Source organism: Noviherbaspirillum phoenicis (assembly GCF_047237965.1).
Taxonomy (GTDB): Bacteria; Pseudomonadota; Gammaproteobacteria; order Burkholderiales; family Burkholderiaceae_D; genus Noviherbaspirillum_A.
This window is the reverse complement of sequence record NZ_JBDFLX010000002.1, coordinates 142,714-157,213: the sequence shown is the minus strand read 5'-3', so window position 1 is coordinate 157,213 and position 14,500 is coordinate 142,714. Positions and strand designations below refer to the sequence as shown.

15 protein-coding genes are annotated in these 14,500 nt (G+C 57.8%); 7 read left to right on the top strand and 8 right to left on the bottom strand.

Annotation, left to right across the window (positions count from 1 at the left end; translation table 11 throughout):
- Window positions 1-10 precede the first annotated feature (10 nt).
- From ABC383_RS20350 to ABC383_RS20315, 8 genes are all read right to left on the bottom strand, one after another.
- The gene (locus tag ABC383_RS20350) at window positions 11-973 is read right to left on the bottom strand and encodes a flagella basal body P-ring formation protein FlgA (RefSeq protein ID WP_413016656.1); all 963 of its coding nucleotides are present in this window, start codon (window positions 971-973) and stop codon (window positions 11-13) included.
- Window positions 974-975: 2 nt separating this feature from the next.
- Complete coding sequence (locus ABC383_RS20345) at window positions 976-1,752, bottom strand: flagellar hook-basal body protein (RefSeq protein ID WP_413016654.1); 777 nt, start codon at window positions 1,750-1,752, stop codon at window positions 976-978.
- Window positions 1,753-2,338: 586 nt separating this feature from the next.
- Complete coding sequence (locus tag ABC383_RS20340; RefSeq protein ID WP_413016653.1) at window positions 2,339-3,298, bottom strand: flagellar hook-basal body protein; 960 nt, start codon at window positions 3,296-3,298, stop codon at window positions 2,339-2,341.
- A 72-nt stretch (window positions 3,299-3,370) separates the two neighbouring features.
- Window positions 3,371-3,868 carry a tetratricopeptide repeat protein gene (locus tag ABC383_RS20335; protein WP_413016652.1) on the bottom strand — a complete coding sequence of 166 codons (498 nt, stop codon included), beginning with the start codon at window positions 3,866-3,868 and terminating at the stop codon, window positions 3,371-3,373.
- A 242-nt stretch (window positions 3,869-4,110) separates the two neighbouring features.
- Window positions 4,111-4,659 carry a hypothetical protein gene (locus ABC383_RS20330; RefSeq protein WP_413016650.1) on the bottom strand — a complete coding sequence of 183 codons (549 nt, stop codon included), beginning with the start codon at window positions 4,657-4,659 and terminating at the stop codon, window positions 4,111-4,113.
- Between the two features lie 82 nt (window positions 4,660-4,741).
- Window positions 4,742-4,984: a hypothetical protein gene (locus ABC383_RS20325; RefSeq protein WP_413016648.1), complete on the bottom strand. Its 243-nt coding sequence runs from the start codon at window positions 4,982-4,984 to the stop codon at window positions 4,742-4,744.
- Window positions 4,985-5,140: 156 nt separating this feature from the next.
- The gene (locus tag ABC383_RS20320; RefSeq protein WP_413016646.1) at window positions 5,141-5,695 is read right to left on the bottom strand and encodes a tetratricopeptide repeat protein; all 555 of its coding nucleotides are present in this window, start codon (window positions 5,693-5,695) and stop codon (window positions 5,141-5,143) included.
- Complete coding sequence (locus tag ABC383_RS20315; protein WP_413016645.1) at window positions 5,692-6,870, bottom strand: tetratricopeptide repeat protein; 1,179 nt, start codon at window positions 6,868-6,870, stop codon at window positions 5,692-5,694. Before ABC383_RS20315 ends, ABC383_RS20320 begins: the two co-directional genes overlap by 4 nt.
- Before the next feature lie 357 nt (window positions 6,871-7,227).
- Between ABC383_RS20315 and fliQ the strand changes: the two genes are divergently transcribed.
- From fliQ to ABC383_RS20280, 7 genes are all read left to right on the top strand, one after another.
- Window positions 7,228-7,494 carry a flagellar biosynthesis protein FliQ gene (gene fliQ, locus ABC383_RS20310; protein ID WP_413016643.1) on the top strand — a complete coding sequence of 89 codons (267 nt, stop codon included), beginning with the start codon at window positions 7,228-7,230 and terminating at the stop codon, window positions 7,492-7,494.
- Window positions 7,491-8,261, top strand: coding sequence for a flagellar biosynthetic protein FliR (locus ABC383_RS20305; RefSeq protein ID WP_413016641.1), 771 nt, complete (start codon window positions 7,491-7,493; stop codon window positions 8,259-8,261). The genes fliQ and ABC383_RS20305 overlap by 4 nt, the downstream gene beginning before the upstream one ends.
- A 1-nt stretch (window position 8,262) precedes the next feature.
- On the top strand, window positions 8,263-9,342 hold the full coding sequence (locus tag ABC383_RS20300; RefSeq protein ID WP_413016639.1) for an EscU/YscU/HrcU family type III secretion system export apparatus switch protein: 1,080 nt from the start codon (window positions 8,263-8,265) through the stop codon (window positions 9,340-9,342).
- Window positions 9,339-11,381, top strand: a complete 2,043-nt coding sequence (locus ABC383_RS20295) for a flagellar biosynthesis protein FlhA (protein ID WP_413016638.1) — start codon at window positions 9,339-9,341, stop codon at window positions 11,379-11,381. The genes ABC383_RS20300 and ABC383_RS20295 overlap by 4 nt, the downstream gene beginning before the upstream one ends.
- A gap of 35 nt (window positions 11,382-11,416) precedes the next feature.
- A complete protein-coding gene (gene fliK, locus ABC383_RS20290; RefSeq protein ID WP_413016636.1) occupies window positions 11,417-12,592 on the top strand; it encodes a flagellar hook-length control protein FliK in 1,176 nt (391 codons plus the stop codon).
- A 1-nt stretch (window position 12,593) separates the two neighbouring features.
- Complete coding sequence (locus ABC383_RS20285) at window positions 12,594-12,911, top strand: hypothetical protein (RefSeq protein WP_413016634.1); 318 nt, start codon at window positions 12,594-12,596, stop codon at window positions 12,909-12,911.
- Window positions 12,912-13,186: 275 nt separating this feature from the next.
- Window positions 13,187-14,134, top strand: coding sequence for a Bug family tripartite tricarboxylate transporter substrate binding protein (locus ABC383_RS20280; RefSeq protein WP_413016632.1), 948 nt, complete (start codon window positions 13,187-13,189; stop codon window positions 14,132-14,134).
- Window positions 14,135-14,500 lie beyond the last annotated feature (366 nt).

The window sequence follows — 14,500 nt, the reverse complement described above, 5'->3', positions numbered from 1 at the left end:
TGAGTATCTTTCATCTGGCTTCTGCCAAGCCGTCGCTTAATACGGTCGCAAAATAGTCCGAGTGCGTACGGGGATTCATTAATCGGACCGCTGCGCCGCTTGGCCCCTCGGTGATCGCCACTGCGCGGTCCTCAAGCAAAATGCCGCTTCGAGCCACCTTCACCGTGATTTCGCTGCCGCGCTCCACAGGCTTGCGCACGAGCAGATCATCCGGGGACAAAAGCGATCCCGCTGACATGGAATGCCGCAATCGGAAGGAATCGATTTCGGTTATCGGAAAGCTGGCCAATCGCTTGCCGCTCACCGGCACATCGATGATGTCCACCATGCTGCTGCTAAGGCGCGCGCCCGCTGCGGTCGTCGCCTTCAATCGCATGACGGGAAGGCTGCCTTCTACTCGAAGCCAGACGGGGACAGAAACCGTCTTGGCCCCATCTACCAACACGTCCACGACCATTGCCATGCGCTGCGACGGCACCATCTGCACATGCCGCACGGCGTAGCTCACAGTGCCTGGGAGATGATAAACAGATGCAGACGACAGCGGGTAAGCGGCGACATCGAGGCGTGCCCCTGGAATATGCGCGTGGAGGCTGGCAGACAGGGTATTTGCCGCCCATGTCTGCAATGCGCTGGCATTCAGGGATTGCGATTCTGCCCTGGTCGCCAGCACAAATTCAGCGCCTGCGATGTTATAGCTACCTTGCCAGGCAGGATGGTATCTGCTCAGAATATGTTCAATTCTGGAACGTCTTAGCTTGCGAGGCTTGCCTGGCGCACTTAGTGTTGCAAGCCGTGTGCTCGACAGAGCTTGGTGCAGCGCGGCATCTTCTGACTCGATGATGGCTACATCCGCGAGCGTAACGATATGGCGGTCAAGCACCGCGTTTTCACGCAAGATCACCTTTGCCGGGGCTGCGTAGGCGCTTGTGATCAGCAGGAATGGCCATACAAGCAAGCTTGAATGTGCCATGGTTATCGCCGCAGGTTGTTCACAATGCCGAGCATTTCATCGGACGCTTGCACCACCTTGGCACTGGCCTCGTAAGCCCGCTGTGCCAGGGTAAGGCTGATCATCTCTTCTACAAGCTGGACATTCGATGCCTCGGAATAACCCTGCATGAAGACGCCAAAACCAGCTTCTCCCGGTTTCCCGGAAATGGGGTCTCCGGCTTTTTCGCTTGAACCATACAAATTGTCGCCGAGTGGAATGAGACCAGCTGGATTAACGAACCGGGTTAGTTCAATTTGCCCAACTTCTACCGGGTTGCGCTCATTCGGCACATCGACGGTGACACGGCCGGTGCGGTCAATCTGTATCGCTCCCGCGTCCGGCGGCAAGCTGATTTGCTGATGTAAGGGATAGCCATCTGCTGTGGATAGGAGTCCATCGCGGGAGACTTGCAGCGTAAGAGTGCGCGTGTAAGCACTTGCCCCGTCCGGCAAGACAAGTTCCACCATGCCTTCGCCATTGATGGCGACATCGTTGGGTACGCCAGTTTTGTCCAATTTTCCTTGGCTGAACATCTTTCCCAGCAAAAGCGCAGTACTCCCAGTGCCCGTCCACTGCTGCGCATCACCCGCTATCGGTGCGTCGGCACGTTCAAGACCGTGATAAACCATGTCCTTAAAACTAACGCGATTTTTTTTAAAACTTGGTGTAGATAAATTAACCAGGTTATTAGCGGTGGAGTCGATGAATGCCTGCTGTGCAGCCATTCCAACTGCGCCGATGAACAGTGAATCGAGCATGGTCATTCCTTCAGCAGAATACGTTCGCGGCTGTCTGGACCCGGCAGTTGCCTTTACCACAGCAGCTTCGAGTGGGTGAATACGGTTGACAACAGGTATGCGCTTGCCAAGTCGGACGCTACTCAAGCTAGGCTTGTCGCGAGAACAGCGCCTTTAACGCTGCTTTCGTGTTTGCCATTTCGCCTCGACTAGGGCCAGTCCTGCAACGATGATTAGCACTTCAATACGGAACATGCTCATGTTTGCAAGTGCGGTACGCAAAAAGGTAGAAAGCCTGGCTGTTCCCTCATTGCTATAAGCCATTTCAACTCGCTCAGAGAGGCGGGTCTAGGCATACAGTTCTATACCAAACACTTTTCCGCATCGCGAACCATGCTTCACTTTGGAACCTAAAGTTCATTAATCAAATTACTTCGGCGTCTTCATAACGACAGGCCTCACGGCTATGCAGTCTGCGCTGGACCCGCTCACTTGAGTGCTATCCGGCTATTCTTGACCTATTACAAAGCTTTAATGCAGGATGCAGCGCTACCAATGAGGTAATCCACGAGCGCAAATTGGCTCTTAAGCCGTTCTTCCCAGAGAATTAAAACTCTCCAAGTCGAGACAGCGCTTTCTCCAGCATCGCATCGTACGACTGAATGATCTTCTGCCCGGCTTCGAAACGCCGCATTGCCTCAATCAGACGTACCATTTCGTCTGCCGCCACCACGTTCGAAGACTCGGTATATCCCTGGCGGACGCTGACGTTTCCATCAGCTAGCTGCATTGACGCATTAGCTGCGGTGTAGCGACCTCCACCGGCCGGTGTCAGCCTGGCTGAATCCTGGAAAGCGATTAACTTGAGTTGCGCCACCTGCTGATCTTTTTCATAGATACGGCCAAGACTATCGATTCTTACCTGAGCGCTTTGAAGCCTGATGTCGCCACCCAAGCCAGCAACTGCCATTCCATCAGCCGTGGTGAGCCGCCCCGTAGCATCCAGCGTGAAATTTCCCTGCCGGCTGAAATAAATACTTTCTCCATCATGAATCTCGAAATAGCCCTTGCCCTCGATGGCTAGGTCAAGCGAGTTACCTGTCTGCCTTAGAGGTACGGAGCGAAAGTCAACCGCCTGATCAATGGCCATACCTTCTGCCGGAAGGTCGCTACGGTCAGCTGACGCCACACTGAACACGTCATTGAAAGTAGTAGTTACAGGCCATATTCGTTTATAAGCGGGCGTCAAGGTATTGGCAAGATTATGACTGACCACATTAATTCTTTGCATTTCGACGGCCATGCTGGCCGCGGCGATTGCTGCTCCATCTGGCATGGCCAATTGCCCCCCAAGATCACAACGTTCTGACACTTTTTGCAAAATGCCTTGATAAAGCTCAAGGCACATTACACCGCGTTTTGTTAAATGAATCAACTGCAATTGTGACTTATTAAAGACGGTTAACAATGTATGTCTAATACTATGCAGAATGTGCCCGGCGTAAATCTCATCAGCATGGCCCGTTGCAAACGAGCGTACCGATGCCGAACTCCATACATTGTTCAACGCCGGCACCTATTGTCGAAACATTGCTTCCAAGTCAGCCGAAGTACCGGTTAAGCGGGAAAACGATCCCTGTCAGGATAATCTTATGGGAGACGACGCGTTCCCGGATAATGTGCGTTGAAGTTCGCGTGCTCTACCGATGTATAGATTGTCTTCGGCTGCGGTTTGCAACAACACTTCGATATGGCGATTGGCATCGGCGAACTGCTTTCTTTGTGCCAGTAACCAAGCAGCATTGAAGAGTGCCGGCGGCATGAGGGGATGTCGCTCCAGCAGCGCATCCCAGCGATTCAACGCGGTATCGAGGTCGCCGCTGTCCTGGTAAACCATGGCGAGTTCAAGTTGCCGCTCAAGCGATTCCGGATCTAGCTCGAGACATCGCTGCAACAATGCGATAGCTCTGTCATAGAGCCGAAGCCGGATATAGATCCGCGCCGCCAGTTCCCGCGCACCCGGCACGGCAATATCGCCTTCCAACAACTGCTTGACCCGGCCCAATGCCTCCTCAATGCGGTTTTGTTCAAAATGCTCTCGCGCCAGGGCTAGGGTTTCTTCCTTATCAAATTGCATATCAGCTCCCATGGTTAAGACAATTGCAATATGGAGACTAGCGCAGCAACAGGACAACGTAGGCTGTGCCATTCGCTGCTACCGAACTTACAACGCCACACTCCGACAACCTAAAAAATTTCTCGCGATCGGGCCAAAACTTCCTGCCTTGGTACGGTAATGACGAGCCAGTCATGGCGTACTTGCAAGACAGATGGGATCATTCATCTCGCACGCACGCGTGAATGCCGATGTGTCTGCTGCTAGAGCATCCTCTTTTCTTTCAGTGTCCAGGGGTCGCCTGAAAATACGAGTTCGCGCAGGAAGCTGAGCTTGAGCACCGCGGCTGCGCTTCGTTCACAATCAGGGGCCAAATACATTGCATATGCTTCAGCAAAATCTTCCTGAGGATTAGTAGCGCCGTATGCCGATACCGAAGGCGTTTGTAACGCGATCCGATTGACCCACAGTGTCTTGACTTTGCTGCTTATTACAAGTGCAAAAACATGGTGCCCTATTTCATGGTAAAGGATATGGCGAAACAGGTTCGGCTTTGGCAGGTACAGAAAGCAGATGCGCCGGTCTATCTGACAATAATAAGCTTGCACCGAAGGCTTGTGAAAGCCAGCATTACTCCGATCAAATGCAATCTCATTCAATCCTGCCAAATGAAAATTAGGCACGTGACGAATTGCCGCCACGACGACTTCCGGACTGACAGCCTGATGCGCGAACCCAATAACACGCATGCGTACAGCCACATCATACTCGCGCCGGTCATGCGACGAGGCAAGCTTGACCACATGCTTCACTTACTAGTATTCCGACAGACAAGGCAATCGATCGCGCGCCTCCAGCTCACAACAGCAAACGGTAACCCCAGTTCAGGTTGCCTCATTGCTTCGATGATTGCCGCACTGCCTGCAACATTTCCAGAACCGCGTTCCGACCTGCCGGGGTGCACATCATGGCTTCGCGCACCTGGGCAAGCAGATCTTGCATGGACTCGCGCTTCAGCATCTCGGTCCCGAATTCCCGATACAGTGCGGTTTCAATAAACAGGTCCACTGCGCGCTCCTGCATGTCCGGCTTACTCAGATCAAGCGCCGCCAGTCCGGCAGCGAGCAACGGACGCATTTCCCCTTCGCCAGTGCAGACTGCCGGTCGTGGATGAGATGCGCCTTGACTATTTGCCTTTTTTCGGCCGTCGCTCCGCCTGGTACGCAACCGGTGAATGATGCTAGTCAATCCGCCTATGGTGTTCATCGCGCTTGTACCCTGCCGGTTTGAGGATCAGTGTGTATCGCTGTTTCGCTCGTAGGCAGACAGCCATACACTGCTTGTATCGCCTGATTCGGGCTGACTGGGAACTGGCAGGGCGTCGATGATCTTTTGCATATCGCCGTTCAAGGCCGGGTTCTCGACATTCATTAAAATACCGCGTTCCAATGCCGCTCGACAGGCAGAGAACTGATCTTGGATCAGGTACTCAAGTCCTGTTGCGAAGTAACTGAAATAGCTGTCGGGGCCAAGGCTGGCAAGCCGCTGTAGCATCGACCGCGCCGCATCAACCCTTCCCGCCGTTAAATGAAGCAAGCCAAGTTGCAGTCGCGCCGTGTGCATCTGAGGATTCAAGTCAAGTGCGGCTGTCATTTCCTCGGCGGCACGGTCATACATTCCGAGTTGGGCATGTTCGGCAGCCATCAGATAGAGCAACTCGCCATCTGCTGGTTGTTGCTGTATCGCGTGCTTGAGATACATCAGCGCGTGCTTAGTCTGATTATTACGACTGGCTTGTATCGCCAGAAACTTCAATTCGTCCGCATCAAGATCGATGTCGTTGCTCATGACTGTCTCTTCCCGGTGGCTTTGATATTGGCTCCAGATTTTCCTGGAACACCTCGTGCTGCATACCGATGCACCAGGTCGATAAGATTACCGCCGGCCGGTGCACTGTAGTTGCGCATCATATTTTCAAGCAATAGCGCAGCCTGCTCAGGACGGCCACGATGTTCAAGCACCAGCGTCTGCGCGAAACGTCCTGCAAACGATTCGGGCTGCAGCCGCACTGCGACTTCTGCATGATGTTCGGCCTCCGACCATTCCTGTTGCGCAGCCTTCAGCACTGCGAGCGTGCCATGCGTTTCGCCGAAGTTCCGATTTATATCAAGCGCAGTAGCCAGCGTCTGGCTCGCACCGGCATGATCGCGCTGAATCATTTGTACCCAGGCAAGCGCATTCCATGAACCAAGGTGGGATGGCAGCAATGCCACGGTTTTTGTCAGTGCTTCCCGCGCGCCGGCAAGGTCGCCAGCCGACAGCCGTGCAAGGCCGATCCCCATCCAGGCCCTTCCGCTGTCGGGATGCTGCCTGACGACCTCGTTGAAAGCCGGCAGGGCTACATCCGATTTCTCCAAGGCCAAAAGTCCGGTGCCGGCAGCAAGCAGTGCGTCGACGTTATGCGGATCGCGTGCAAGAATCTGCTGCGCCAGCGCCTGCCCTTCGTCCAGCCGGTCGGCATCGACGTAAAGCAGACTCAGCATACCCTGCGCGATTGGGTCGCCCTCCATGGAACCGGCTTTGGCAATCGCCTCGTCCAGCTTTCCCACGGCGTGCAGGGCACGAATATGGAAGTAGTCGAACTCGGGCAGGTGCGTGGCATGGTCCTGCAAGCCGTCAAGCAGAGGCTCGGCCTCGCCATGCCGGCCGGCTAGAACCAGCGCCTTCGCATGCTGATACAGCACGACTTCGTTCGACTCGCCTTCATCGATCAGACCTTTGGTGAATGCCAGAGCGGATAATGCTTCGCCTTGCTGGCAAAGCACTACGGCCATGCGATAGCGGCTCGAGGCATCCTGCGGCGCCATGACCAGCGCCCGATTGATCAGGTCGCTGGCCTGCTGCCACTCGCCGCCTTTAATGGCTTCGTCAGCTGCATCTCGCAGCAGCATCAGATTTTGAGGGTCCTGGCCCAGGAAGCCCAGCAGTCTAGCGAGGCGGGACGGGGGGGCTGCTGTATCCATGCTCTTCACCTTGCAGAAAATCGGCAAACGGGCGCTTGCATTTCGGAGAGTTCCTGGTGAGAAAACGGTGGCTTACCGGGAAAAGGGGGCCAGCATATCAGACGAATTCCTGGAATGGAAAGCAGGTTTCCGATAATTTTTCATGCATGTCCGATGGAAGTAATGCGCGCAGAAAAATCGAACAGGTTGATATCACGGTCCGGGAAATTCGTCTGTGTCGAAAGGATTTTCCGCTTTATTTGTAATGAGATAGCTGAACCCCAATTCCACTGCCGCTACATAAGCCGACCGCAATCAGCCGCTCGACCAAGGCTAACGCATGGTTCGGAGAATTAACTTTTAAGGAGTGGCGCTTACATGTCCGTCGACCTGGCAATCATGCTGACATCCAGAACCCTATGGGCCGCCGTGCTGGTGTCAGGGCCAGTGCTCCTTACTGCGCTGGTGGTTGGCTTGCTGGTCAGCATTTTTCAGGTGGTTACGCAAATTCAGGAAATGTCTTTAAGCTTTGTTCCAAAGTTGCTCGCTGTGGTGGCGGTGATGGTGATAGCCGGACCATGGATGTTGCGTCGGGTGGTTTCCTTTGCCACGGCGATGGTTGCTTCCATTCCCTCCTATTTATGAACAGCTTCACGATCGACATTACGCCGCTGGTCACAGGGCTGCTGTTGTCCGTGCGCATTGGCATGGTGCTGTTCATGACCCCGCTTATCGGGGCTAGCGGGATACCCGCGCGCATACGCGTGCTGGCGCTGATTGCGCTGTCATCCTGCCTTGTCCTTGGCATGCATCCACCAATGTATGCGGCCGCACTGAACACCGCTGGGCTGCTGATGGCCCTGATCAATGAGGTGATCTGGGGTGGCATGTTGGGCTTTGGGGTCAGCACGGCATTTGCCGCTTTCCTGCTTGGCGGTCGCGTGCTCGATCTGCAGATGGGTTTTGGGGTGGCAACGCTGTTGGACCCGGCGACGCGGATGCAAACGCCCCTTCTGGGCCTGCTGCTCGAACTGACCGGCATTGCGGCCTTCCTGTCGATCAATGGACACCACATGGTGCTACGGGCGCTCGCGGCATCGATTTCGACGGCGCCGCTTGGAACCAGTCCATCAGAGGTTCCCGTGACAGTCATCCTGGCCCAGTTCGGCGTCATGTTCAGCCTCGGTATGACATTGGTTGGCGCCGCGGTCGCCGCTGTATTTCTGGTTGATATCGGCATGAGCGTGGTGGCACGTTTGCTGCCGCAGGCAAATGTCTTTTTGCTGTCAATTCCGGTAAAGATCTTTGCAGGACTGTCGGTCCTAGCGTTGTCGGCGCCTTTCACGGGCCCCGTGCTGTCAAGAATTTTCGAATCGATGTTCATTTACTGGGAAGCGCTCCCGAGGAGATAGAGTGGCCGAACAAGACCAGCAGCGTAATGAGAAAGCGACTCCCTGGAAATTACAGCAGGCACGAAGGAAAGGCTCGGTGCCCAAGGGAATGGATTTCAATTCGTTCATGTCGCTGGCGGTGCTTGCTGCCATGCTGTATTTCTCGGGCCGGGAGATATTCACCGGTCTGCAACGCCTGTTTGCCGCTGGCTTGTCTCAGGCAGGCCGGGCCACCGCAGCTGCCGGCCTGGGCCCTCTCGCCACGGCTATGCTCGTAGCGAACCTCAGGTTGTGGGCAGCGACGTTCGCGGCCTTGATGGCAGCAGGCGTGCTGGCAACGATGGTTCAGACCGGCCCCGTGCTGAGCTTCACTCCCGTCAAACCTGATTTCAAGCGCCTCAATTTTGCAGAAGGATTCAAGCGCTTCTTTAACATGAAGCTGGTCTTCGACAGCGTCCGCGCGGTGCTGAAGGCCATCATCCTATCTGCGGTGATCTGGCTTTTCATCAAGCATGCGCTTCCTGCGCTGCTCGGCCTGCTGCAAGGCGATGTCCGCATCTTCCCCGCCGTACTGCTCAAGCTTGTCGTGCAAATGCTGTTGTGGTGCCTGCTGGCGCTCGTGCCGGTGGTGCTGCTGGACATCATGCTGTCGCGCCGCGATTACATGAAACGCATGATGATGAGCCGGCGCGAGATGCTCGACGAACACAAGCAGCGCGAAGGCGACCCACGGATACGCGCGCGTCAGAGGGCCTTGCAAAAGGAGGCGCGGCAGCGCAGCGGATCGCTGCGCAAGGTGAAGGAAGCCGATGTGCTGATCACCAATCCAACACGCCTTGCCATCGCCTTGAAGTATGACGATGGCACGATGCCGGCACCGGTCGTTCTGGCCAAAGGAGCGGGCCAGCTCGCCGGGCTGATGCGGGAAATGGCATGGCGCCACAAGGTGCCGATTGTTCAGAACCGCAGGCTGGCCGCGTCGCTGTTTCGCGCGAGTGCGCTGGGCCAGCCGATAGCGACATCTTTCTACCTCGACGTAGCGCGCATACTGATCTGGCTGCGGGGCCGCACGGTAATGCGTCTTTCCGAGGTGCGGCCATGATTGCGCTGCGTCGACTGATGGGCCGGCAAGCCGACCTGCTTCTCGTGTTTTTCACCATCGGCATTCTGGTGGTGCTTTTCACCCCCATCCCGTCAAGGCTTCTGGACTTTCTGATTCTTGCCAATTTCTGCCTGGCGCTGCTGTTGCTGATGCTGACGTTCTACACCGAGTCGCCCGCACAGTTCTCGACCTTTCCTTCGCTGCTGCTGATTGCCACGCTGCTGCGGCTTTCGCTGAATGTGGCGGCGACCCGCCTGATCCTCTCCAGCGCCGACGGCGGTCGGGTGATCGGCGCAATCGGCACTTATGTCGTCGGCGGCAACTATGTGATTGGCCTGATCGTCTTTCTGATCCTGGTGGTGGTGCAGTATGTCGTCATTACCAACGGCGCGCAGCGCGTGGCTGAAGTGGCAGCACGCTTTACGCTCGACAGCATGCCTGGCCAGCAGATGAGCATCGACGCCGACCTCAATATGGGTTTCATCGACCAGGCCGAGGCGCAGCGGCGGCGAAAGAATATTGAAAAGGAGGCGAACTTTTACGGGGCGATGGATGGCGCCAGCAAGTTCGTCAAGGGCGATGCCATTGCCGGCATCATCATCCTGGCTATCGATATCATCGGGGGCTGGGCTATCGGCGTGCTCCAGATGGGCATGAAGTGGGACGAGGCATTACGCACCTTCACGCTGCTGACCATCGGGGATGGAATCGTTACGCAGGTTCCGGCGCTGGTCATTGCTTTGGGAACCGGCATCATCGTCACCCGTTCAGCCGCGGATGACAAGCTCAGCAGCGAGGTGTACCGGCAACTGTCGCTGTTTCCGAAGACGCTGGGCATCGTCCTCGTGGCACTGACCTTGCTGCTGCTGCTTCCCGGCCTGCCTGTGTTCCCGGTGCTTGCCCTGATGCTGTTGTTCGGCGCTGCATGGTACTTGGCGCGCAGCCGGCAGCCGCCGGAACAGGCAGGCATGGAGCCGCCGGATGCGCCGCCCGCGAACACGCCGGAAGCCCTGTATGACCTGCTCCCGGTGGACCCGATCGAAGTGCGCGTCGGTCAGGAGCTGGTGCCCTTGCTGGGCGACGGCAACGCGGCGCTGATGGAGCGTGTTGCGGCCTTTCGTAAAAACTATGCGCTCGAAGCCGGCTTCGTGTTGCCTACAGTGCGCATTCGTGATGAACGGCGGCTGCCTCCTGCGATGTACGACATCCAGCTTTACGGCAATCGCCTTGCCGAAGGCGAACTGGTTCCCGATCGGATTCTGGGCTTGCACCCGAGCGGTGGCGCGCATGCGCTGCATGGTATTGAAATACGGGATCCGAGTTACGGCCTGCCCGCAGTGTGGTTGCTGGAAGAGCAGCGGGCAGAGGCCCGCCATGCTGGCTACACATTGGTTGACCCGGCTACGGTTTTCATCACGCATCTTGGCGAAGTGCTGCGCAAGCATGCGGCGTTGCTGCTATCCCGCGCGGAAGTCGAGCGGCTCATTGGCAATGTGCGCAAGTCCAATGCCAGCCTGGTGGAAGAGCTGATTCCGGCCACCCTGACCCTGTCCGAGGTGCAACGGGTACTGCAGAATCTCCTGCGTGAAAAGGTATCCATCCGAAATCTGGCTTTGATACTGGAAGTCCTTGCCGACAGCGGCCGCCAGGTACGGGACCCGGATCAACTGACGGAACTGGTGCGTTCTCGCCTCGGCGCCACCATATGCCAAAGCCTTCTTGGCAAAGGCAGCGAGCTGGCGGTTCTGACGCTCGATCCCGCGATTGAGCAAACCATTGCCGGCAGCCTGCGCAACCCGGGCGAGCAGGCAGGGCTGGTGTTGGAACCGCGGTTTGCCGAGCAGGTGCTGACCCGGCTTTCCGGTCAGGTTGAACGCATGGTCAAGAGCAACCTGATGCCTGTGCTGATCTGCGCGCCTGAGTTGCGCCGCCACCTGCGCAGCCTGACCGAGCGCGTGATACCGCAGCTTTCAGTCGTGGCAATGACGGAAGTGCCGTCCCATGTGGCACTGCGCTCCTTTGGCATGGTGACGCTGTGAGCATTGATCCCGCGGGCCTTGCGCCAGCCAGTGCAGTGCCCGCCTGGCTATCCGGCATTGCGCCGCTGCTGCGCTTTCAGGGCGGCGGGGCGCTGGAACGCAGCCTGACCCTGGGCCAGATGCTTGAAGGCCGCGTTACGCGGGCCTTTCAGGGCGGTCGTTACCTGATGGAGTTCAATGGCCAGGAGCGGGTCGTCGACAGTGCGGTACCGCTTCAGCAAGGCGATGTGTTGCGCGGCCGGGTAGTGGCGCTCGGAGAACAGGTCGTTCTGGAAAAAATGGTAACCGCGCCGCAAGGGCAGACGCGGCAGGAAGCAGCCGATGCAGCGATACCGGCATGGCTGATGCGCCAGGATGACCCACAGGCTTTGCGCCTTTATCAGCGGCATGCGGATGCCCTGGACCCTGCGCAATGGCGCTCGCTGGCGCAGCTGGCAAGCAGTCACGGCGCGGAACGCGCCATTCTCAGCGCGCTGACAATTCATCACATTGGCCTGCCACTACACGCGGTCGCGCTGCAGGCGCTAACCCATGCACTGGCGGGCAAGCCTTTGCTGGGTCAGAGTCAGCAAGGTTTGACGGCAACCGTGGCCATGCCCGGGGCTGTTCCTGGTCCACGAAACCAGCTTGTCGACACCGATGCGTCGTTTCTGGCTAAAGCCGTTGAACATGAACTCGGCGCCAACAGGGAGGCGCTGTTCGGCGAGCCAGCCGGCGATCCGGCGCAGGATCACAATGGCGAGGCAGACCGGCAGGCTGGTTCGTGGTGGGCGGCGCTTGCCAGACATTTGCTGAACGTGCAGCCGCCCGGCGCGATGGCGCACAGGATGATGAGTCTTCCGCTGTGCATTGACGGCAGGTTGGTGGAATTCAGGATTGCGCTGTTCGACGAGTCCGATCAGGCTGAGCTGCAGCCCGAGCTGAAGCAGCGCACGCTGCGTATCGCCCTCGATCTCGACAGCCTGGGCAAGGTCGAGCTGACCGCACGGGCGGTTGACCGCCACATCGCCATTGATCTTCTGGCAGGCTCGGCGGACGGCGCCGAAATGCTGGGCAGTCACCACGGACAGCTCGGCAGTGCCCTGGCAGCGCTGGGCTGGACAGTGGATGGCGTCCGCTACGGTGTTGCGCCGCATGGGGAGAATGACCCGGTAGTGCGCAGCGTGATGGAGCGGGTGGTGGCAGGCGGCAGCTTCAGGATGGTGGCGTGAGATGACGAATCCTTCATTGCCGCGTGTGGTTGGCTTGTCTTATGACGAGTCAGCCCAGCAGCTACCCACGGTGGTGTTGAAGGCTGCCGGGCCGGCGACTGACGCATTGCTGTCCGCGACCCTGCATGCCAGCGGTCCGCGCCTTGTGCGTGATGCCGCCCTGCTGGAACAGCTTTACAGATTGCCGGTGGACGCGGCGATCGATCCGGCGCTGTTCCAGCTTGTGGCGGTGTTGCTGTCACACGTACTGGCTGTGAATGAACATATCCGTGGTGCCGCTGGCCATGCTGGCCGGGCGCAGGACCGGGCCATGGACTGACGCACAATTGCATCGCCGTATGCCGCCCTGCCCCTACAGCCCGGGCTGTGATCAGCAGCGGCATATGCAACATGTTTCCAGCCACATCGCCTGAACCCGGGCCTTCGCCGACACGAAATCATCCGCACTCCCGCTGCTTTGTCCTGATTCCATCAATGATCAAAACGGCAATGCAAGTCACGGCTTGCGACGTACAATTGCCAGGCGCACCGCTGATAGCAGGCTGACAATATGGCCAGGGCGGACTGGCGCTTACAACCATTACGGAGACAATCATGAAACTTGCCAAATTCGCTGGCGCAGGTCTGGCGGCGCTCGTCATGAGCCTGAGTGCCCATGCTGCCTATCCCGATAAACAGGTGCAATACATCATCCCGTTCACGCCCGGCGGTGAATCCGACTATGTGGCGCGGCTGCAATCGGAAGTCTTCAGGAGCAAGTACAAGCAGTCCATGGTCGTGGTCAATCGTCCCGGCGCTGGCGGGGGCCTGGTGTGGGCGCAGCTCAACAGCCTGCCGGCCGACGGTTATACGATTGCCGGCGTCAACCTGCCGCATATCGTGCTGCAGCCGCTGGAGGGATCTGTGAACTACAAGACCGAGGACATCACACCGGTCTACTTTTACCATTTCACGCCGGATGCCATCGTGGTGCCGGCCAGCAGCCCGATCAAATCCTATGAAGACCTGATCCAGGCAGCCAGGGACAAGCCGGGCATGGTGAGTTTTGCCGGCTCGGGCAGCATGTCGGCCAACCACATGGCGCATGAACGGCTCGACAAGCTGGCCGGCATCAAGACGACCTACGTGCCTTTCAAGGGTACTGGCGACCTGATTGCCTCGGTGATGGGCGGCCATGTGAACGCCGCGATGACCTATCTGCCCATGGCGGTGCAGCAGAAGGGCAATATGCGCCTGCTTGCAGTGGCGTCGGAAAAGCGTCATCCGGCCTTCCCGGATGTGCCGACCTTCAAGGAACTGGGCCTGAACTGGGTCGATGGCGCTTACCGCGGCATTGCCGTGCCCAAGGGCACGCCGCGTGAAGTGCAGCAACAGGTATCGAACATGATGGGCGAACTCAACCGCGACCCGGAAAGCCGCAAGAAGCTGGTGGACGGCGGCTATGACCTGGTCGATGTCGGCCTGGAAGAGATGCCCGACTTCCTTGCCAAGCGCAGCAGGCAATATCTGGAAGATGCAAGGAATGCGGGCCTGCTGAAATAGCCTGCGATGCAATGCAGCACGGCGCCAGCAGCGCAGGCGCCGTGCTCTCGCTGTTGTCCATGCGAACTGCCATTCATGGCGGTGCCGCGTGCATTCATTCCCTGGTCGCTTGATCTCCTGACGGCGACGGGCAACGGAGCCTGGGCGTTGTCGCGCCATGAATGCGTTGCGGCGAGCCCAAGGCGCGGCAAGCCTGCCGTCTCGGCTCCACGCAACATCGGCGCGCAGGCATTGGCATGCGTCCCGGCTTGCCGGTTTGCTGCGTATGGAGCGGCAAAGGCCAGCCCTTCCGACCGGGTTTCCCCATGAATGCATCCTGGCTCCGCGAAACCATACTGGACAGTTGCGCAATGTCGGGTTACCCGG